Annotated in this window: 23 protein-coding genes; 16 read left to right on the top strand and 7 right to left on the bottom strand. The window is 44.1% G+C overall.

The features are described 5' to 3' along the window. Positions 1–77: 77 nt before the first annotated feature. The 3 genes from map to QWZ07_RS18470 all read left to right on the top strand — a co-directional run bounded on the left by map (position 78) and on the right by QWZ07_RS18470 (position 4,265). Positions 78–956, top strand: coding sequence for a type I methionyl aminopeptidase (gene map / locus QWZ07_RS18460; protein ID WP_192852237.1), 879 nt, complete (start codon positions 78–80; stop codon positions 954–956). 139 nt (positions 957–1,095) lie between these two features. Next, the gene (gene glnD, locus QWZ07_RS18465) at positions 1,096–3,717 is read left to right on the top strand and encodes a bifunctional uridylyltransferase/uridylyl-removing protein GlnD (RefSeq protein ID WP_102361935.1); all 2,622 of its coding nucleotides are present in this window, start codon (positions 1,096–1,098) and stop codon (positions 3,715–3,717) included. Between the two features lie 164 nt (positions 3,718–3,881). Next, a complete protein-coding gene (locus QWZ07_RS18470; RefSeq protein WP_017107178.1) occupies positions 3,882–4,265 on the top strand; it encodes a DUF3461 family protein in 384 nt (127 codons plus the stop codon). A 133-nt stretch (positions 4,266–4,398) separates the two neighbouring features. Here the strand turns inward: QWZ07_RS18470 and truC are convergent, their stop codons facing one another. Continuing rightward, entirely contained in the window at positions 4,399–5,148 is a 750-nt protein-coding gene (gene truC, locus QWZ07_RS18475) for a tRNA pseudouridine(65) synthase TruC (protein ID WP_192852238.1), read from the bottom strand. Beyond that, on the bottom strand, positions 5,148–5,462 hold the full coding sequence (locus QWZ07_RS18480; protein WP_102297062.1) for a YqcC family protein: 315 nt from the start codon (positions 5,460–5,462) through the stop codon (positions 5,148–5,150). Before QWZ07_RS18480 ends, truC begins: the two co-directional genes overlap by 1 nt. Before the next feature lie 87 nt (positions 5,463–5,549). Between QWZ07_RS18480 and QWZ07_RS18485 the strand changes: the two genes are divergently transcribed. After that, positions 5,550–6,590: a DUF3549 family protein gene (locus tag QWZ07_RS18485; protein WP_017079398.1), complete on the top strand. Its 1,041-nt coding sequence runs from the start codon at positions 5,550–5,552 to the stop codon at positions 6,588–6,590. Positions 6,591–6,691: 101 nt separating this feature from the next. Continuing rightward, positions 6,692–7,000 (top strand): DUF3301 domain-containing protein, encoded by a 309-nt coding sequence (locus QWZ07_RS18490; RefSeq protein ID WP_017069389.1) that lies wholly within the window; start codon positions 6,692–6,694, stop codon positions 6,998–7,000. Here QWZ07_RS18490 and QWZ07_RS18495 read toward each other — a convergent pair. After that, positions 6,966–7,484: a GNAT family N-acetyltransferase gene (locus tag QWZ07_RS18495; protein ID WP_017060749.1), complete on the bottom strand. Its 519-nt coding sequence runs from the start codon at positions 7,482–7,484 to the stop codon at positions 6,966–6,968. The two genes, QWZ07_RS18490 and QWZ07_RS18495, sit on opposite strands and share 35 nt — an antisense overlap. A gap of 769 nt (positions 7,485–8,253) precedes the next feature. On the opposite strand from QWZ07_RS18495, the gene QWZ07_RS18500 reads away from it, so the two are divergent. From QWZ07_RS18500 to QWZ07_RS18510, 3 genes are all read left to right on the top strand, one after another. Further along, entirely contained in the window at positions 8,254–8,541 is a 288-nt protein-coding gene (locus QWZ07_RS18500; protein ID WP_017107174.1) for a hypothetical protein, read from the top strand. A gap of 70 nt (positions 8,542–8,611) precedes the next feature. Further along, positions 8,612–9,055 (top strand): YaiI/YqxD family protein, encoded by a 444-nt coding sequence (locus QWZ07_RS18505; RefSeq protein WP_004734361.1) that lies wholly within the window; start codon positions 8,612–8,614, stop codon positions 9,053–9,055. 118 nt (positions 9,056–9,173) lie between these two features. Next, entirely contained in the window at positions 9,174–9,929 is a 756-nt protein-coding gene (locus tag QWZ07_RS18510) for a MipA/OmpV family protein (protein ID WP_192852239.1), read from the top strand. A gap of 105 nt (positions 9,930–10,034) precedes the next feature. On the opposite strand, the gene QWZ07_RS18515 is transcribed toward QWZ07_RS18510, so the two are convergent. The 3 genes from QWZ07_RS18515 to QWZ07_RS18525 form a co-directional block, all read right to left on the bottom strand. After that, positions 10,035–11,621 (bottom strand): AbgT family transporter, encoded by a 1,587-nt coding sequence (locus QWZ07_RS18515; protein ID WP_029225911.1) that lies wholly within the window; start codon positions 11,619–11,621, stop codon positions 10,035–10,037. 386 nt (positions 11,622–12,007) lie between these two features. Next, positions 12,008–12,133, bottom strand: a complete 126-nt coding sequence (gene ykgO / locus QWZ07_RS18520; protein ID WP_010436457.1) for a type B 50S ribosomal protein L36 — start codon at positions 12,131–12,133, stop codon at positions 12,008–12,010. Then, positions 12,133–12,393 carry a type B 50S ribosomal protein L31 gene (locus QWZ07_RS18525; RefSeq protein ID WP_054541634.1) on the bottom strand — a complete coding sequence of 87 codons (261 nt, stop codon included), beginning with the start codon at positions 12,391–12,393 and terminating at the stop codon, positions 12,133–12,135. The genes ykgO and QWZ07_RS18525 overlap by 1 nt, the downstream gene beginning before the upstream one ends. A 124-nt stretch (positions 12,394–12,517) precedes the next feature. Here QWZ07_RS18525 and tsaA point away from each other — a divergent pair, with 124 nt between their 5' ends. The 6 genes from tsaA to QWZ07_RS18555 all read left to right on the top strand — a co-directional run bounded on the left by tsaA (position 12,518) and on the right by QWZ07_RS18555 (position 17,052). Then, on the top strand, positions 12,518–13,213 hold the full coding sequence (tsaA, locus tag QWZ07_RS18530) for a tRNA (N6-threonylcarbamoyladenosine(37)-N6)-methyltransferase TrmO (protein WP_192852240.1): 696 nt from the start codon (positions 12,518–12,520) through the stop codon (positions 13,211–13,213). 101 nt (positions 13,214–13,314) lie between these two features. Next, positions 13,315–15,030, top strand: a complete 1,716-nt coding sequence (locus QWZ07_RS18535) for a proline--tRNA ligase (protein ID WP_076668285.1) — start codon at positions 13,315–13,317, stop codon at positions 15,028–15,030. 201 nt (positions 15,031–15,231) lie between these two features. Then, positions 15,232–15,927 carry a tellurite resistance TerB family protein gene (locus QWZ07_RS18540; protein ID WP_192852241.1) on the top strand — a complete coding sequence of 232 codons (696 nt, stop codon included), beginning with the start codon at positions 15,232–15,234 and terminating at the stop codon, positions 15,925–15,927. A gap of 168 nt (positions 15,928–16,095) precedes the next feature. Next, a complete protein-coding gene (locus QWZ07_RS18545; protein ID WP_009847436.1) occupies positions 16,096–16,299 on the top strand; it encodes a YaeP family protein in 204 nt (67 codons plus the stop codon). Between the two features lies 1 nt (position 16,300). After that, entirely contained in the window at positions 16,301–16,492 is a 192-nt protein-coding gene (locus QWZ07_RS18550) for a DUF4250 domain-containing protein (protein ID WP_004738555.1), read from the top strand. Positions 16,493–16,725: 233 nt separating this feature from the next. After that, positions 16,726–17,052, top strand: coding sequence for a hypothetical protein (locus QWZ07_RS18555; protein WP_017107167.1), 327 nt, complete (start codon positions 16,726–16,728; stop codon positions 17,050–17,052). Between the two features lie 327 nt (positions 17,053–17,379). On the opposite strand, the gene glyA is transcribed toward QWZ07_RS18555, so the two are convergent. After that, entirely contained in the window at positions 17,380–18,630 is a 1,251-nt protein-coding gene (glyA, locus tag QWZ07_RS18560; RefSeq protein WP_017106297.1) for a serine hydroxymethyltransferase, read from the bottom strand. Between the two features lie 347 nt (positions 18,631–18,977). On the opposite strand from glyA, the gene QWZ07_RS18565 reads away from it, so the two are divergent. After that, on the top strand, positions 18,978–19,580 hold the full coding sequence (locus tag QWZ07_RS18565; RefSeq protein WP_017106296.1) for a YitT family protein: 603 nt from the start codon (positions 18,978–18,980) through the stop codon (positions 19,578–19,580). An 82-nt stretch (positions 19,581–19,662) separates the two neighbouring features. Beyond that, complete coding sequence (locus QWZ07_RS18570) at positions 19,663–21,228, top strand: winged helix-turn-helix domain-containing protein (RefSeq protein WP_192852242.1); 1,566 nt, start codon at positions 19,663–19,665, stop codon at positions 21,226–21,228. Positions 21,229–21,256 lie beyond the last annotated feature (28 nt).

The following is a 21,256-nucleotide window of genomic DNA, read 5'->3' on the forward strand; positions in this document are numbered from 1 at the left end:
ATGTTGCGCTAAAATGCTGCACTGCTAGAATAGCCCCAATATGCACACTTAGGTGCTACCAAATTAAGAGATATGCAATGGCTGTAAAAATTAAAACTGTTGAAGAAATCGAGAAAATGCGCGTTGCCGGCAAGCTGGCTTCTGAAATTCTAGAGATGATTGAACCTCATATCCAAGTAGGTACAACGACAGAAGAACTGAATAAGATCTGTCATGAGTACGCTCTAGAAAGAGGCGCATACTCAGCACCACTTGATTACCACGGTTTCCCTAAGTCAATCTGTACGTCTATCAACCACATCGTGTGTCACGGTATTCCAGCATCACAAGATGAGACTGGTAGCACAGGTCAATTCAAACCTGCAGTATTGAAAGATGGCGACATTCTAAACGTTGATATCACTGTGATTGTTCCTGATGACGAAAATGCAGATCTAAGCACTCGTCCACAAGGGTACCACGGTGACACATCTAAGATGTTCCTTGTGGGTGAAGTTTCTCCAGCAAACAAACGTCTATGTATGGTTGCTCAAGAAGCACTTTACGAAGGCATGCGCCAAGTAAAACCAGGTGTTCAGCTTGGTCAAATCGGTACCGCTATCGAGAAGTACATCAAAACAAACAATAAGAACAACCCACGCGCTAAGTTCTCTATTGTTAAAGATTACTGTGGCCACGGCATCGGTTCTGAATTCCACGAAGATCCACAAGTGGTTCACTACAAAAACAGCGACCGTACCGTACTGAAAGCTGGCATGTGTTTCACAATCGAGCCAATGATCAATGCTGGTAAGTTTGGCTGCCGTCTTGATGACGAAGATAGCTGGACAGTGTACACAGCAGACAGCAAAAACTCTGCACAGTGGGAACACACACTGGTTGTAACTGAGACAGGTTGTGAAGTACTAACACTACGCAGCGACGATACGATTCCACGTATCATGAAGAACGCTTAGTTCAACAAGCTGAATACATCAGACTTTTAAAAATATCCTCGCATTGTCGGGGATATTTTTTTATCTGCGTAATTTCGATTTTCCATCACCTTCTGTTAAATTGTTAAATACTCTCATTTGCTTGCACGGATAGCAGACTATGCCTTATCAATGCCCTATTACGTTCAATGACGAACAAATTGAAATCTGCGAATTAAAAAACCAACTCGAAATCTTCACGCAGTATCAGAAAGATGAATTTCTCAATCATCACCCAGTGACAGACTTAGTGTTGCTGCGCTCTGAATATATGGATTTGCTCCTCAACCGATTATGGGATCATTTTGAATTTAGCAAACTGCCTCATATCGCGTTGGTCGCTGTGGGTGGTTATGGTCGCGGCGAACTGCACCCGTTATCCGACATTGATATTTTAATCGTATCGCAAAAGACGCTGCCTCCAGCGCTTGGTGAAAAAGTCAGTCAGTTCATCACGCTACTTTGGGATTTGAGACTCGAAGTTGGCCACGCAGTGCGTACCATTGCTGAATGTATTGAGATTGGTAGTGACGATTTAACGGTTGCGACTAACTTGCAAGAGTCGCGCTTACTGTGTGGCAGCGAAGACACCTTCCAAGAGCTGAAACTAAAGATTCATTCCGATTCATTTTGGCCAAGTGAGACCTTTTACAAAGCCAAAATTCAAGAACAAAGAGAGCGTCATGCTCGCTACCACGACACCACCTACAATCTAGAACCGGACATCAAATCAACACCCGGTGGATTAAGAGACATCCATACTCTGAGTTGGGTTGCACGTCGACACTTTGGTGCAACGTCTTTATTGGAGATGAGCAAATACGGATTCCTCACCGATGCTGAATATCGTGAGCTCGTTGAATGCCAAGATTTCTTATGGCGCGTTCGCTTTGCATTGCATATCGAACTACGCCGCTACGACAACCGTCTTACCTTCGCGCATCAGGCTCAAGTAGCCGAACACCTTGGTTATACTGGTGAGGGCAATCGCGGCGTAGAAATGATGATGAAGGAGTTCTACCGAACACTTCGTCGTGTCGCAGAGCTCAACAAGATGCTGCTTAAACTGTTTGACCAAGCGATCATCAACGGTGGTCAGACGCAAGAAGCGGAGATTCTCGACAACGACTTCCAACGTCGAGGCTCACTGATCGAAGCCCGTAAGCCAGCCCTATTCCAAGCTCGTCCGGAAACGATTCTCGATATGTTTATCCATATCGCCAATGACTCTTCCATCGAAGGGGTTAGCCCGCCAACCTTGCGACAACTGCGTACGGCACGTCGCCGATTGAACCGATTTCTACATACCATTCCTGAAGCACGTGACAAGTTCATGGACCTGGTTCGTCACCCAAATGCACTGCACAAAGCTTTTAGCCTGATGCATAAACTGGGCGTGCTATCGGCTTACTTACCGCAGTGGAGCCAGATTGTTGGTCAAATGCAGTTTGATCTGTTCCACGTTTACACCGTAGATGAGCACAGTATTCGTCTGCTCAAGCACATCAACCGTTTTAACCAAATTGAAAACCACGATAAGCACCCAATTTGTTGTGAAGTGTATCCGCGAGTTCAGAAAAAAGAGCTGCTGATCCTCGCCGCTATCTTCCACGATATCGGCAAAGGCCGTGGGGGTGACCATTCGGAAATTGGCGCAGTTGAGGCTTACTCGTTCTGCATCGAACACGGGTTATCAAAACCAGAAGCAAAGCAAGTCGCGTGGCTCGTTCAGAATCACCTATTGATGTCTGTCACCGCCCAACGCCGTGATATCTACGACCCTGATGTCATCACTGAGTTTGCTAAAAAAGTCCGCGATGAAGAATCTTTAGAGCTACTTGTGTGCTTAACTGTCGCCGACATCTGTGCGACTAACCCTGAATTATGGAACAGCTGGAAACGCACCCTGTTAGCGGAGCTATTTCACTCAACACAGCGAGCACTACGCCGCGGCTTAGAAAACCCAGTCGATGTCAGAGACCGTATTCGTCACAATCAGCAGATGGCATCAGCTCTACTGCGTAAAGAGGGCTTCACCGCTCGTGAGATTGAAGTGCTTTGGCAACGTTTCAAAGCCGATTACTTCTTACGTCACACGCACAAGCAAATCGCTTGGCACTGTGAGCACTTACTTCGTCTAGAAGACCCAAGCCAACCGTTAGTTTTGATCAGCAAGAAAGCGACGCGTGGCGGTACTGAGGTGTTTGTTTATTGTAAAGACCAAGCCGCACTTTTTGCGACCGTTGTAGCTGAGCTTGATAGACGCAACTTCAACGTTCATGACGCGCAGGTTATGGTCAGTAAAGATGGTCATGTTTTGGATACCTTTATCGTACTCGATCAACACGGTGAAGCGATTGATGAAGCGAGACACAAAGCTGTGGCTAAGCATTTGACTCACGTTCTGGCTGATGGTCGTCCAACTAAAATTAGAACACGCAGAACGCCACGTAACCTACAGCACTTCAAGGTAAAGACTCTGGTCGAATTCCTACCGACCAAGAGCAAGAAACGCACCTTGATGGAACTCAGAGCACTGGACACACCGGGATTATTGGCTCAAGTCGGTGCAACCTTTGCTGAGTTAGACATCAATTTGCACGGCGCTAAAATTACCACCATCGGCGAACGTGCAGAGGATTTGTTTATCCTGACCAGTGAAGCAGGAGGAAGGCTGTCTGAAGAGCAGGAACAAGCACTAAGAGAAAGATTGACTGAGCATGTTTCGGAACTTGCACCCTAAAAAGAGAATCTAATAATCAGATAAGTGTGGGTAAAGATAGAGAGCGATCTTGCCCACAACTTACAATCAATTCCCATATATCAACTATCTAGCTCGTCGTTAGGCTGCTACATTGATCAAGTCAATTACATAAAAGTATTACATTCATAAACTAGAGGTCGCTTATGTATCCAAACCTCACTGGCTTAGGTATCCACGAACCTAAACAGATTGAACGTTACTCCCTTCGCCAAGAAGCTCACAAAGATATTCTTAAGATTTACTTCCGTAAACAGAAAGGCGAACTGTTCGCGAAAAGCGTTAAGTTTAAGTATCCACGACAAGTAAAAAGTGTGCTTGTTAGCGGTGGCAACAATCAATACAAAGAAGTGACCGAGATTAACCGTAATCTCACACTTGTAATTGATGAGCTCAATAAGATCACCAAGCCGATTCCAACCGCAGAAGTCGATGTGAAACAGAAAATTCTTACTGACTTGCGTCACCTAGAGAAAGTGGTATCGAGCAAGATCGCAGAGATCGAAGCGGATCTAGAAAAGCTAAAATGATCCCGCGGTTCACTATGTACGGTTAATAACTAAATACTCGTTACCCGTCCAAATTGCACAGATATTAAAAAGGGCTGATATCACTATCAGCCCTTTATTTTCTATTGTCTACGTTGACTAGACACGTGTGCGTTTACTTAGACAAACATGCTTCAGCATTCACCAAGCTGGTATCCCACTCAAAGGTTTCAAATAACTTTAACCACGTTTCATCTAGGTTGGCCTTCATCACTAACTCTTTTTTAGTGAAAGGATGGATGAAGCGCAATTCAGAAGCATGCAGTAACAGGCGGTGCGAGTCTAAATCGTCACGGAACAATCGGTTATGTTTACCATCACCATGTGAAGTATCGCCTACAATCGGGTGTCTTAGGTGAGCCATATGACGACGCAGTTGATGTTTACGTCCTGTCTTTGGCATCATCTCAATTAAGCAATAACGACTGGTAGGAAAACGGCCTGTTGAATACGGCACTTCGACTTTCGCTAACGGCTCGTAAACGGTGACGGCTTCTTGTGGTTCTTTATCTTCTTTCGCGAACTTATCGGCTATTTTATCCAGTTCAACCTTAAGCGCATAATCGAGCGTATCGCCCTCTTCTATCCACCCACGCACAATCGCATGATAGGTTTTTTGCATCTCGTGGTTGGCGAACATCGGCATCACCTCAGAGGCAACCTCACTTGACAGTGCAAACACCAACACACCAGATGTAGGTCGGTCTAAACGATGCAGAGGAAAGACGTGCTGACCAATTTGGTCACGCAGTGTCTGCATCACAAACTGAGTCTCGTGTTTATCCAACCATGAGCGATGCACTAGCATACCCGCAGGCTTATTCACCGCGACAAAATACTCATCTTGATAAATGATCTCTAACATTACGCGCATACCTCATCAATGCTCAGAATCGTCACTAGCAATTCCGCTTTCTCTGCCTCATTTTTCCACACTTCACCAAAATAAGGATGAATAGCAAAGCCTTTAGGTAGGCTCATTTGTGCATCCATCATTGCATTGATCTTAACGATGAAGATCCACTGCAACCACTCTTCAGGTTGTAGTGAATCAATAGCGAAAGGTTCAACGCTCGCCAGAGCTTCATCCGAAGGCGGAAGAGTACTCCATAGAGAACATTGGCGCATTTGTTGTTCTAATTGTTGAAGTAAAAGAGGTAACTTTGTGGCTGCTGTCATTTTTCACCAAGTTATTTATCTAGTGACCTTGAAATTGGGGCATAGAGTACCATCTATTTAGGAAAGAAAGTTAGGAGCTTTATTACTATGGAAACGATTCACACGCTCACTCAGTTGCTAAAGAATAGCGGTTGCCAATACGATATCTACGACCTCGGTCGCCGTATCCAGAAGATCGACAACACCCTATTCTCTGATGTTGAGCAGGGGAAACAGCCATACCCGTTTCCACTTCAAAAACAAGCTCACTTAGCGATTAGCTACTGGAACGAACACAAGCAACCTTGGATCTGGTTCCTAAAATTCAAACTCGATGAAAGAGGCTTACTGCATCAAGGGGATGTGGGTAATTTTCTTAAGTTTGTTATCGAAGCAATGGGCACGCGTTTGAACGGTGATATCAGCGAAGAGCAACAACAAAAGCTGTCAAACAACCCTTATACCTTCAAGCCTTCTGAAGACAAAATGGCCGTATTCCATAGCCAAGTAAGAGCAGGTTTAGACCTCGCGACGAGCCAATATTACGAGCACGCTCAACATTACTTCACGGGTGAGCTTGGTTGGGATAACTGGAAAACGGTTGGACTACAAGGCATCACTGATATGTGTGCTCGCCTAGGCAGCCAACAAAACGGTGTGTCAATTCGCAAAGCCATCAATAAGCTGCCATCAGAACCGCTATACGCGACGCTAGGTGCGCTTGAGCATACACAAATCAATGACAAACTCGCGCAACGCTTACAAGAGCTTGCGGAGAATGAGATCGCAAGCAAAGAGCCTGACTTGTTCTTACTTTCAGCTTTGGTTCGTGCCCTTTCCGGTGCAGAACAAGGGATCGCGAATAACATCATTAACCAAGTTCTCGCTAGTCCACGCTTGAGCCACCAAGAAGTGTTGATTGGTTTAGCAGGTCGCAGCTGGCATGCGCTACAAGACCCTGCGATTGCTGAGCAATTCTTGTTACGTCTCGCACAAACGGGTAATCAAAACCTGTTCAATCAGTTATTTGCAGATTTAGTGATGATTCCGACACTAAGAATGGTATTTTTACCCTTGTTGAATTCGAACCCATCACCTGAGCTCGCAAACGCATTGATTGAGTTACAACAAGCGGCTAAGTCTCAATAATTGACTGACGACTAACTCAAAAGCGAGCTAGATCTGTAGCTCGTTAACACAAGCTCAAAATTACGATTGGAATAGAGTGATTAAAAGGAAGTATGGATTAAATGATAGATAACTTATTGGCTATTTTGCTTCTGTGCTTCTTTTGCTTTCTATTTTGGCAGCAGCGCAGGCAATCCGAGCTTGCGAAAGCTGCCATTGCGAGAAAGTGTAAAGAGCTCGACCTACAATTATTAAGTGTCGCCTTCAACGGTCATAAACTTAAGATGCGCCATGAGCTCACGACCATTTGGCGCTGGCATACTGTGTACCATTTTGAATTTTCGGCGTTAGGTGATGACCTGTACCAAGGAAAACTGACCATGGTGGGTTTTCGCTCTATGCGGTTTGAGCTACAGCCTCATAGAATGTAACGTCGCAATACGCGGTATAACTATACTCATGATAAGGGCCAAACTGATCTTGTTTGGTCTCTTTAAATGCAAAGCCTAACTTTTCAAGTAACTTAATCGATGGGTTATGACCAACATTAACGGTCGCGACAACATTCGTTAGGTGTTCTTCAAAACAAACCAAACTAAAGAAAGGTTTTAGCACTTCACTAGCAAGGCCTTGATTCCAAAATTCCTTGTCCAGAATAAATCCCAGTTCATGCTTCCCTTCTTCAGACGAAACAAACAAATGCCCGAGGTATTCGCGGGTTTGGTTATGGATAATGGCTCGGCAAAAACCGACGTTGTCGTTCAGTATTTCTTGAAATAGGTGTTTTGCAGAGGCAATAGAATGCGGCCCATTCATTTCAGCACGATTAATGGGGCAGCAATTCAACTTGATAAAGTCATGTTCTAACTGTTCGGTATAAGGTACCAACAGCGTTCTTGAGGTTGCTATCGTCATAAAACACTCCTTGTGTTGACCATTAGCAGAAAAGCAGATGTCGCGCGCTTAGATAAAAGCTCCTGAATTAAATAGAGCCCCTAGATAGAGAAAAAGCCTTAGGAAAAGAAAAGCCCCGACACCGAAGTGTCAGGGCTAGGGTCTTACTCGCAGCAGTCCGGCTACTAATTAATGCTCCATGCATCATCCATAATAGTGGCTGTAATCCTTCAGCTCTTTCCTTTACTTCGCCGTCCTAGCGGTGTCCAATCATCCTGAAAGCTAACAATCCTAGTTAGCGCACATCACTTGTTCCGTGAGCGGTGTCCTTTACATCGTCCTGATGCTAATCCAACCCTTTAAATCCTAAAGGTGTCCATTGTCATTCCGTTGCAGCTAACTTCCTGTTAACTGACTGTATCCCTACAATGTCCTTACGCTCCATGCTTGACTACTCAATCCTAAGTAACCAAATCTTCATCCTGAAGATAACCAAATCCTTGGTGCTTTCCTGTTCCGTGTCAGAATCCTTCCGACAAGGTTTAATTTACGCGATTTAAGATTTCGGACAATAGATTCGCATCACATTTTGAATTCAATAAAGTTGTTAATTATATAAAACAATTAAAATTCAAAAACTTAGCCATATGCATATCAATCTCTCTAGAGAACTATTTGTGTTATCTCACAGCCTTTGTAAGAGATCTCTCACACGCGATGGGCTGTTTTATGATTCGCTATCATTCACTGGAGCGAGTAAAATGACCGAATACTAAAAATGGAGGTCAACATGCTGACAAAAGATGTGTCTGAAGAGTTGAAATCAGTGCTTGAAGGACTGCAAGCACAAGGGAAAGAGCCAACTGTTGCTTTAGTGAAAGCTCGTATGAGTACATCCGTTCCAATGCCAGCTTTGATTACAACCATCAAGAGCTGGAAAAGTGCGAATCGCGTACCTAAAGTGGAAGTCGCGACACAAGAAGAGCCAGCACTTGATCGTGTTAGCCAACTGGAAAAGCAAATCCTTGAGCTTACCGCTCGCGTTGCCACGCTAGAAGCCAAGTTAACTGATCAATAAGTTAACTGGTCAATAAGGCAACTGAGCAATGAGTTGACCGATAAATAAGCTAACAGAGAAATAGAACACTATGAAGATATGGGTTGATGCGGACGCTTGTCCCAAGGTTATCCGAGAAACAATCGTACGCGCAGCTGAACGCACAGGGGTCGAATGTACCTTTGTCGCGAACCATTTGGTTCCCGTTCCCAAGCGTAACAACATTCACTCAATTCAAGTCCCAAGCGGATTTGATATTGCAGATGATGAAATCGTAAAACGCACTGAACCCGGCGATCTGGTGATTACCTCTGACATTCCTCTGGCTGACGAAGTGATCACCAAAGGTGCGCTTGCTTTAAGCTCTCGCGGCGAGCTTTACACCAAAGAGACTATTAAAGCGCGTCTCAACATTCGTGACTTTATGGATACTATGCGTTCAAGTGGTATTCAAACTGGCGGACCAAGCACCCTTTCTCAAACCGACCGTCGTGAGTTCGCAAACCACCTCGATCGCCTATTAGCAAAGCGCTAACCACAGCTTTCTAATGGCGACAGCTTTAGACGTCGTCTCTTACATCGCTATAGCCCAGATGAAATTTTAATCGACATACTCCGTTCTTGATATTTATTACAATAACGGAGTATTGCTTATGATTCGTCGAATCGCCCTCTCGCTATCCATTGTTTTTGGCAGCACCCAACTTTCTTTTGCTGATGAAGACTTTGCCGATGAACACTTTGCTGATCAAGAGTACGGAATCATCGGAGGCAGCATCACCTATGGTGAAAGTGTTTTCTCGACTAAAAGTGCCCCTCAATTTGGCGCGACACCCAACCTATTCTATTCAGGTCCAAAAGGCTTTATCGATGGTAGCTTAGCCAATTGGCAACTGCTGCCTTACGTAGGGCTATCTGGAAATTGGCGCTTTGCTGAAGTGTCAGACACCTTCGTTGACCTACCTAACGGCATTCAAGACAGAGATGGGAATGGAGAACTGGGGATAACCTTAGGAACAGTAGGCGCACGCCTCACCTACTTACACGATGTAACTTCAGAACATGATGGCTACGAAGTTCAGCTTCACTTAGGCAGAACGTTAGAAACCTGGACGCAGCCATTCACCATTACGCCCTACCTAGAAGTCGATTATCGAGACAAGAAACTGTCCAATCACCTGTATGGTATTTCTAACACCGAGTCATCAGCTTCGGGACTAAACCAGTTTGATGCGGGCTCAACCTTTGTCTATCAAGCAGGGTTAATCGGGCTTTATGAGTTCACGTCAACTTGGATTGGTATCGCTCGAGCAGACCTAATTCATCATGACAGCGACAGCGCGTTGATACAACGAGACGTGGGCTGGTCATTCGAACTAGGCGTTACCTATAGGTTTGCGGGATTGTAAGTTTATTGACTCAAACAAAAAGAGCCTGCATTGATGCAGGCTCTTTGGTATCTCGTCTTTTATTCAGTTAATAAGCGAATTGAAATGTTCGCCTATCACTGTTCACTAAGGCGTGTAGTACGTTGCAGCGCCTGGACCTACTGGTAGACCGAATACGAATACCCATAGGTAGAACAAGATGCTCCAACCGAACATGAATACCATTGAGTAAGGCAACATTGTCGCGATCAGTGTACCGATACCTAGGTTCTTCATGTAGCGAGTTGCTACGGCAAGAATAAGACCGAAGTAGCTCATCATTGGTGTAATGATGTTGGTTGTTGAATCACCGATACGGTAAGCCGCTTGAATCGTTTCAGGTGCGTAGCCTACTAGCATTAGCATTGGAACGAAGATTGGCGCGGTTACTGCCCACTGTGCAGAAGCTGAACCGATCATCAGGTTAATGAAGCCACACATTAGGATAAATGCGAAGAACAACATTGGACCCGTTAGGCCGATATCCTGAAGGAATGTTGCGCCGCCTACAGCGACCACTTGACCAAAGTTAGTCCACTTAAAGAAAGCAACAAACTGTGCAGCAAAGAATACAAGAACAATGTACATGCCCATTGAAGACATAGACGTTGCCATTGCATTAATCACATCACGGTCATTCTTCATTGAACCAGTAACTTTGCCGTAAACAAAACCAGGAATCGCAAAGAATACAAAGATAAACGCGACGATACTTTTCAGGAATGGAGAACCTGAAATCGTACCTGCCTCTGAACGCAGAACACCGTCAGCAGGAACCACAGTCCAAGCTAAAAGTGCACTCACGATTAATACAGCAACACCCGCTAGCTTAAGGCCTTTCTTCTCAATAGCAGTAAGTTTACCCATCGAGTCATTTGAAAGATCTTCAGATGCGTCTTCATCGTTGTATTTACCTAACTTAGGTTCAACAATCTTCTCTGTTACCAATGCACCGGCAATCGAGATAAAGAAGGTCGAAACAAACATGAAGTACCAGTTTGATTCAGGGCCAACAGAGTAAGATGGATCAAGCATTTGTGCTGCTGTTTCTGTGATACCAGAAAGCAGTGGATCAACCGTACCGATAAGTAGGTTTGCAGAATAACCACCAGATACACCAGCAAATGCTGCCGCTAGACCTGCTAATGGGTGACGACCCAATGAGTGGAAAAGCATTGCTGCAAGAGGGATAAGTACTACGTAACCTAGCTCTGAAGCCGTGTTAGAGATAATACCGGCAAATACCACGGTTACAGTAACCATGCGCTGAGATGCGCCCATTACCATGCCGCGCATTGCCGCAGATAATAGACCTGAGTGTTCAGCAATCGCAACACCTAGCATTGCAACAAGCACGGTACCAAGTGGCGCAAAGCCAACAAAGTTCTTAACTAGATTAGTTACGATGAGCTGTAAGCCTTCAGCATTAAGTAAGCTTACAACGTGGATCATGCCATCAGCAGCACGACCGCTAGCACCTTCTGGGCGAGGATCCATTACAGATACTTCGAAGTAACCAGCAATTCCTGAAGAAACTAGGATTGCGACACAGAAGATTGCGAAAAGAGTGATTGGGTGGGGTAAAAGGTTCCCCAAATATTCAACGCCATCGAGAAAGCGGGTAAAAATAGGTTTCTTTGGCGAGTTGTTTTTTATTGAAGCTGATGAACTCATCAGTTCCCTCCTTGTAGTGATTCCTGTGCAATTGTGACAAAAATGTTCAAATTGCCAGCGCAGAGTACGCGACAAAATTATCAATTAGAAATTCAAAATGTTACAAAATGTGTAACAAACGACGATTTTTAACTCTATTTGAACAATTAATTAGCAAATAAATCTATATTAAATACAAAATCTAGATTTATAATTCACAACCAAGCATTCACTACAAATATGACTGCCTATATAACTCATTGATTTACATTAAAATAAAACACACCATACTCTAAAGTGCAGTTCGATATTGGCCAAGGTTCCGCTCGAAGGAAAAGAAAAACAGGCAAATGAATGAAGTTTGACTTTCCCCTCGTTTTTACACACGCGTCACATCATATTGACGGTTATTTTTGAACCGCTTTAAATCTTGGATTGGATTTGCAGATCACATAATGACGCCCTCTGCGCTTAACGATCTGGCAATCTGGGTGACGGCTTTTCGCACTTTTAAGTGATTTAACAACTTTCATTATTTAGCTCCCTTACCTAATTGACCAAAGCGACGAGTAAAGTTGGCAACACGCCCTTCTTTATGTAGCACTCTCTGTTTACCCGTATAGAAAGGATGCGATTTTGCAGACACTTCAATCGTGAAATAAGGGTAAGTATTGCCATCTTCCCATTCGATAGTGCGGTCTGTTTTCAGCGTAGAGCCGATTAAGAAGTACTCATCAACGCTGGTGTCGTGGAACACCACTGTGCGGTAGTCAGGGTGGATATTCGGTTTCATTGTATTTCCCTAAATAATTAAACTGATACGTTATAACATATCAAATGATAATTATTATCAAAAGAAAAACAAGCGATTTTATGATATTTTTCCGCCATAGATCGTAATTAGAGAACGTCCACTCATGTACTCCATTGAACCTATTGGCTTTATAGAGTCTCCCTATAAAGAGAAGTTCGCGGTACCAAGGCAGCCTAGATTGGTGCCAACATCCACCTCAAGAGTCAGGCTGGCTGACGCAGCGAATTGTGTTGAGTCTGTTCGTGATATTGAACAATTTAGCCATGTGTGGTTGTTGTTTTTGTTCGATAAGAACCTTGAGGCAGGCTGGAAACCAACAGTGAGACCACCTCGCCTTGGCGGGAATGAACGCATTGGTGTATTCGCATCGCGTGCCACTTTTAGGCCGAATGGAATTGGCATGTCTGCGGTTGAACTCAAAGGGGTATCCCAAGAAAAGGGACAAACTTGGTTGGACTTGGGCAGTGTTGATCTCGTTGACGGCACACCTATCATCGACATCAAACCTTATATCCCCTACTCGGATTCGATTCCCGATGCACGAGGAGGGTTTGCTGCCGATGAACCTGAAGTGTTAGATGTAAACTTCTCGCAGCAAGCTCAAAGTAAGCTGTCTGGTCACCCGCAGGCGCGCCATATCATTCAGGTGATCAAAGAAGTGTTAGGCCAAGATCCACGACCCGCCTATAAGAAAGGCAAGCCAGACAGTAAAGAATATGCGGTAAATTTGTTCGATCTTAACGTGAAATTCGTTGTTGAAACGCTTTTCATCAATGTTACCGACATTGAACGCTTTTGAGATCCCAAATAGGCTGATATTATATGCGGCTATATCAGATTTGCTGTCGTCACTAACTACAGCAAATTTTCTTTTATCAATGATGAAACGGATACCATAGAATGCGTACCAGTAACTACCTTCTTTCTACTCTGAAAGAGACTCCAAACGACGCAGAAGTTATCAGCCACCAGCTGATGCTACGTGCAGGTATGATCCGTAAGCTAGCTTCAGGTTTATATACTTGGCTACCTACTGGTCTACGTGTACTGCGTAAAGTCGAAAATATCGTTCGCCAAGAGATCGATAATGCAGGTGCCGTTGAAATCTTGATGCCCGTAGTTCAACCGTTTGAGCTTTGGGAAGAGACTGGCCGTTCTGAAAAGATGGGTCCTGAGCTACTTCGTTTCACAGACCGTCATTCTCGTCCGTTTGTTCTTAGCCCAACAGCAGAAGAAGTGGTAACGAGCCTAGTACGTAACGAGATCAGCTCTTACAAACAGCTTCCTCTAAATCTGTACCAAATCCAGACTAAATTCCGTGATGAACGCCGCCCTCGTTTTGGCGTAATGCGTGCACGTGAATTCTCTATGATGGATGCGTACAGCTTTGATATCGATAAAGAAGGCTTAGAAAAGTCTTACCAAGCGATGCACGATGCTTACTGTAAAGCATTCGACCGCATGGGTCTTGAGTACCGTCCAGTATTGGCAGACTCTGGCGCAATCGGTGGCAGCGGCTCTCAAGAGTTCCACGTTCTTGCTGAAAGCGGCGAAGACCTAATCGCATTCTCTTCAGAATCTGATTACGCAGCGAACATCGAGAAAGCAGAAGCACTAGCTCCTACTGAAGAAGTTGCAGCGCCAACTCAAGAGATGGAACTGGTTGATACGCCAAACGCAAAAACTATCGCAGAACTTGTAGAGCAACACGGTCTAGCAATCGAGAAGACAGTTAAGACTCTATTCGTTAAAGCATCTGATGAAGTAGAAGCAGATATCATTGCTCTAATCGTCCGTGGCGACCACGAGCTTAACGAAGTGAAAGCAGAAAACCTTCCACAGATTGCTTCTCCACTAGAGATGGCCTCTGAAGAAGAAATCCGTGCACTTGTTGGTGCAGGTCCTGGTTCACTTGGCCCTGTTGGCCTAGAGCTACCATTCATCGTTGACCGCTCTGTTGCTGTAATGAGCGACTTCGGCGCTGGCGCAAACGTAGACGGTAAGCACTACTTCGGTATTAACTGGGGTCGTGACGTTGAGCTTGCTCAAGTTGAAGACCTACGTAACGTTGTTGAAGGTGACCTTAGCCCATGTGGTCAAGGTACTATCCAACTTAAGCGCGGTATCGAAGTTGGTCACATCTTCCAGCTAGGTAATACTTACTCTAAAGCAATGAACTGTAACGTGCTTGGTCCTGATGGTAAGAGCGTAATCCTAGAAATGGGTTGTTACGGTATCGGTGTTTCACGTGTTGTTGCATCAGCTATCGAACAAAACCACGATAAGTTCGGTATCACTTGGCCAGACGCACTAGCGCCGTTCCAAGTTGCTATCGTACCAATGAACATGCACAAATCTGAGCGCGTTAAAGAAGCAGCTGAGAAGCTATACGCTGAATTAACGGCTATGGGTATCGAAGTACTATTCGATGACCGTAAAGAACGCCCAGGTGTTATGTTTAAAGATATCGAGCTAGTGGGTATCCCTCACACTATCGTTATCGGTGATCGCAGCATGGACGAAGGTAACTTCGAATACAAAAACCGTCGTACAGGTGATAAAGAAGCTATCGCAATGGACACGGTTATCGAGCACCTTAAAGCTCAGCTGGCTTAGTAATCCGATTGCTTGTGCTTGCAAGCTGATAGATAAACATTGAAAGGCTACCATTAGGTGGCCTTTTTTGTGTCTGTCGTTTCTCTTCAAACTCCCTTCTATTTATCACCAGAGTAAATAACGTAAGTTAATCCCCTGTTCATCTTTATATCCGTATATTGGTTTCAACTACTCTTAGGCACATCTACATTGGAGGTATCGATGGATATCAAAAGCTTACTTAACCAAGCACTTAAGTCAGATCTCGTTAAACAAGGCACTCAGAAGCTTTCCCAAGGATCTTCGAGTTTAAGTAGCCTCTCTAAAGGCAGTAACAGCAATGGCAAGAGTAGCAGTAAAAGCACACTTGGAGCCTTCGGCGCAGGCGCAGTTGGCGGCGGACTCTTAGGTGCGTTAATGGGATCTAAGAAGACTAAGAAGATGGGTAAGAAAGCAGCTGGGATTGGTGGCGCAGCGGCACTGGGTGCTCTGGCTTATAAGGTCTACAACGATTACCAATCGAAACAAGGCCAAACACCGAATACCGAACAAGCTCAATTTGATGAGAGCGATTCAAACCATAGCGTACTGATTCTAAGATCGATGATTGCTGCGTCCAAAGCCGACGGGCATGTTGATGAAGAAGAGATGGCTAAGATTGAACAAGCCGTCGAGAACATGGGCGCAGATTATCAGCTGACTAAATTGGTGTCGGAAGAATTGCACAAGCCACTCGATCCAAGCGAAATAGCTCAATTAGCAACGTCACCTCAACAAGCGAGTGAGATCTACTTAGCCTCTTTGATTGTGGCCGACGAGCAGAACTTTATGGAAAAGGCTTACCTCAAAGAGTTAGCAAAGCAGCTTAACCTTGCTGATGAAGTGACTTATCAGCTTGAACAGCAGATCTCTAATTAAGCGGTCAATATCAGGCTAATCTACAAACTGACAGAGTGATATATTGAGCCTCAACAAAATGAGATATTGAGCAAGGACAAACTAACTCTGAACTTAATCAGATCCACTTTGTTTTTGCTTATCTCTATGTGTATATTGAGACCAGTTATCATTTGGTTAGGTATAAAAATGAAAGTATACGATTGTTGTGATTTGGTGCGTGAACTGTATTCTCAAATTGGCAGTGGCGACCAAGGCTATATCCCTAAAGCGATCACTTGCGCTGTAAAAACATTGAATGACCTTGCTGCGGATGAATCCCTTCCTAAAGAAGCAAGAGATCGCGCTGCATTTGCCGCAGCTAACCTATTGATCTCAGATTTCGAGGACTAACATGAACCTCGCTAACTTTGAAAAGATGGATCCTGTGATGTTGATGAGCATCGTCAACATGAAACTGCGTGACGACTTCGGTGGTGATTTGGATCGAGTGGTCAACTTCTACGAAATCGATAAAGCCGCATTGATCGCTAAACTCGCGTCTGCTGGTTTTGAGTATCTTCCAGAAGCCAAACAGTTTCGATAATAATTGAAAACAAGCTTCCTAATAAAAGACCAACCTCTGCGTTGGTCTTTTTTTGTTGATGATACGTAGTAACTAAACATGCAGTAAGCCAGTTATAAATTATCTGTCTGCACCTATACTTTTATATCTTAGAGTCAACCAACGCTCCTTGAATCAAAGCGTATTGTTGTATAGGCTACCTCAAACAGCATATAAACCTCATCATTCAACTTGATGATAGCGAAGGATTAACAATGAAAAGACTTGGACTTTTAGCCGTTATTGCAGCCACACTCACCGCTGGTTGCGCTTCAAATACTCAGCAAGACAACTTTCGTGAAGCCTCTTTTGAGCTGTGTAATACCGAAGTCGATATCTACTCAGTAAGTCATGATGAAAGAGTACGCATCGTCTGCTCTGACGGCTCTAAATTCGCTTTAAGTAGCGAAGATACGCTAGAAGTGATGCGTGATATCAACATCGATTACTGTGATGGCGAAGGCCTAGGCAAGTTCAATGAAAGCCGTAAGTACTACTCATTCAAATGTAAGTCAGGCACCTTGCTCAGCATCAAAAAATAAAACCGATGCCAACAAACAACAAAGGGTTAATGTGAAAGCATTAGCCCTTTTTATTACCCGCTCTTTAATTACTCAGATAGCTAACTTTCAAACGTAAAAAAGGCTCCTAGATAGGAGCCTTTCAAATCGTATTTTTCAATCAAATAGCTTTAGTTCAAGGAAAAGGCGCGGAGTTTTCAGCACCTTTCCCTAAAACAAAAAGGGACTCAATGAGCCCCTTTAAAAGTATTTTCACAGTAGTCGTTTGAAATTCTAGGAGAGCACGCGGAGCTTACGGATGTAAGTGAGCATGCTCGACAACGAAGTTCAAATTACTACGAAGAAAAATTAAGCGTAAACAGGTAGACGCTTACAAATTTCTAATACTTTTGCTTTTGTCGCTTCGATAACAGACTCATCGCCCATGTTATCAAGGATGTCACACATCCAGCCAGCAAGAGCTTTCGCGTCTGCTTCTGAGAAACCACGACGAGTAATAGAAGGAGAACCGATACGGATACCAGACGTAACGAACGGGCTACGCGGGTCGTTTGGTACTGAGTTCTTGTTAACTGTAATGTTAGCTGAACCTAGTGCTGCATCTGCTTCTTTACCTGTGATGTCTTTGTCGATTAGGTCAACTAGGAACAGGTGGTTCTCTGTAGAACCTGAAACGATGTTGTAACCGCGTGCTAGGAATTCAGCAACCATTGCTTTTGCGTTAGCCACTACGCGAGCTTGGTATTCTTTGAATTCTGGCTCAAGAGCTTCTTTGAACGCTACAGCTTTACCGGCGATAACGTGCATTAGAGGGCCACCTTGACCGCCTGGGAATACTGCTGAGTTCAGCTTCTTGTAAAGATCTTCACCTTCGTTAGAAAGGATAAGACCACCACGAGGACCAGCAAGCGTTTTGTGCGTTGTTGTTGTAACAACGTGAGCGTGTGGAACTGGGTTAGGGTAAACACCTGCAGCGATAAGACCAGCAACGTGCGCCATATCTACGAAGAAGTAAGCGCCTACTTTGTCAGCGATTTCACGCATGCGCTTCCAATCACAAACTTGAGAGTAAGCTGAGAAACCGCCGATGATCATCTTAGGCTTGTGCTCGATAGCTAGCGCTTCCATCTCTTCGTAATCGATTTGACCCGCTTCATCGATACCGTAAGGAATGATGTTGTAAAGCTTACCAGAGAAGTTTACTGGAGAACCGTGAGTTAGGTGACCACCGTGCGCTAGGCTCATACCAAGAACTGTATCGCCAGCGTTTAGTAGTGCCATGTATACAGCGTTGTTCGCTTGAGAACCTGAGTGAGGCTGTACGTTCGCGTATTGCGCGCCAAATAGTTCACATGCACGTTCGATTGCTAGTGTTTCAACTTTATCTACGAACTCACAACCACCGTAGTAACGCTTACCTGGGTAGCCTTCAGCGTATTTGTTTGTAAGTTGAGAACCTTGAGCTTCCATTACACGTGGGCTTGTGTAGTTTTCTGAAGCGATAAGTTCGATGTGCTCTTCCTGACGAAGAGTTTCTTCTTGGATAGCTGCGAATAGATCCGCATCGTAATCAGCAATGTTCATGTCACGCTTAAGCATCTGTATCTCCTGACTCAGATTGTACTGAAAGTTTCAAAAAAACCACACAACGACCGAAAGCAAACGTTTCCGTCACCGTTTTGATGTGACGCATTCTACATAATTTGATCTAGGTCATAAAGAGCTAATTGCAATTTTATCATGCAGTTTTTTCATAATCACATATAAGATTCATCATGGTTATTAAGCATATCCAACCAAAGATGACGCTTACTGTCAATTTTACGATTTACACCCTGTAAAACGCAGATTACATAGGTTTACCTTAATTTTGCCCCTCTAGCTACCGAAAGCTAAAGTTTTTCTCTACTATACACGCCTTTATTGGTTAGGTAATTATAAAAACGATGGAAAAACACACACGCAAAGAAGATTGGGTAGCAATCCTCACTGGCACGTTTTTAGTGGCGTTAGGCGTATTCTTTTTACAGTCAGCAAACCTGCTTACTGGTGGCACTACTGGCTTAGCTCTGCTTTTGAGTCAATTTACGCCAGTAACCTTTGGTATTCTGTACTTTATTGCGAACTGTCCATTCTATCTATTGGCATGGAAACGATTTGGCCGTCACTTCGCAATAAGCAGTGCCATCTCTGGAGCTTTAGTGTCTGTATTTGCCGACCATTTATACTTGGTGATTTCGTTAGACGTTCATAATGAAATTTACTGTGCAGTCGCTGGCGGCTTGTTAATGGGCTTAGGCATGTTGATCTTGTTCCGTCATCGTTCAAGCTTGGGTGGCTTCAACGTATTGTGTCTGTTCATTCAAGATCGCTACGGTATCTCAGTAGGCAAAACCCAAATGGCCATTGATGCCTGTATTCTGTTTGCATCCTTCTTCTTCGTATCGCCTTGGGTGATTGCAGTCTCTGTATTAGGCACCGCGGTATTGAACATCGTATTGGCAATGAATCACAAACCGACTCGTTATTCCGTGAACTACGCGTCTTAATACCAATCACCCTATGAATTACTAGCTGTTTTTAATAACAAAAACAGCTAGAATTTAGGTTTTATAAACCATCGCCTTTTCTATGCAAGATTACCTCTCTAGCGCCAAAGACCAACAAGCCTCTATTTATATTGAAGGCTTGGAATTCAACCCCAACACACGAGTCTTAAGCTGCGACGAGCAGGTCATTGATTTAGAACCTCGTTCTATCGAGCTCTTAGAGTTATTTCTTACCAGCGTTGGTCAGCCGCTCGCTGCCGAGCACATCATTGAATCTGTCTGGCAAAGTAACTTCATTTCCAAAAATGTTCTTACTAACCGAATCAGCACCTTACGTTCAGTACTTCAAAAATATCTCCCTGATAGCGACGCAACCAAAATATTGGTGACTTACCCGCGCAAGGGCTATTTCCTTAACCCCAGCTCAATTAGCTTTGCCACAGGCTCCCCTGATACCGCAGCGGATGATGCCGTAATAGAACCTCCAACCAGTAAAAAAGGGGACGGCTCCAATCCAGTTAACCCTTGGCTTGTTGTGGTGTCTTTGGCTTTGCTGATCAGCACTGCGGTAATGGGTTATATGCTTTGGCAATCTTCGACTCGAGCTTCCGAAGTCGAACGAGACCAACGATTGATTCCTAAGGTCGAACTTCTGCTGAATCGATTGGATGCCATTGGCGATAATTCCAGAAAATACCGAAAAGTCGTAAAAGCGTTGCTACTTCAACAGCAAATTGAATATGCCTACACCGATCTTGCCAATCAAGATGCGCCAAGCTACTTCCTTGATCCTATAGATAGCTCTCCCTTCTTTCCGGGAGCCAAAAACATGCGTACCAGTGATTACCTGCTTAATATCCAGCTGAAGGATCAAGAAGTAGATAAACGTCTTATCGCTAAAATAAGCCTAATTTACCCAAACTCAGGGAAGCTAGCGTTTGGTGGGGTTTACTCTATTGATGTTAATAATATCAGCAGTAGCGTTATGGAGATCAACCGCGAGTTAGCTAACTACTTTGCTCTGCCCGCACCATTGCCTCCTGAATGGTCAGTCGACAACAACGAAATCAGCGAATTGCTGAGTGGAAAAACCATCACGTTTGATGGCATCAAACTCAACACCATGACTTCAACTCTGATTGCGCGACAACTTGCTCTATTTGAAACGGATCAGAAGAAGCTCATTGCCTTTACTAATCTTGTTCAAACTCGATTTAAGTTACTACCGGACGAGCTCAAACTGTGGCTTGGTATCATTCATTTCAAACTGAGAGACCTACAAACCGCAAAAGAATTCCTGACCAATACCTCAGGAAACTCTACGATCGAAAATGCGTTGGTTTATATGATGGTTTCTCACATTGCTTATAAGCAAGGCAACATGGAGAAGTTCCGCCTGAACTACATGGAGTCTCTGGTTGCGTTATTAAGAGTGGTTCCATCCGAAGATCTGTTCGCTCGACTATCTAAACCTGAATCCAAATCGACCTGCCTACAACCTTGGAAGAGCTTGAAGCTAAGCGTTAAAGAGCCTCTGATCATAAAACAGTGGGAAAGCTTAATGCTTAATTACTGCACGGCTGTTGGGCAACAGATTTCAGGACAAAATAAAAAACCTTTTAAAATAAATAACTTAAATATAAATTAAGATTTTATGTAACTTCGTTTTTTGCCCT

It is taken from the genome of Vibrio lentus, from assembly GCF_030409755.1.
Classification (GTDB): Bacteria; Pseudomonadota; Gammaproteobacteria; order Enterobacterales; family Vibrionaceae; genus Vibrio; species Vibrio lentus.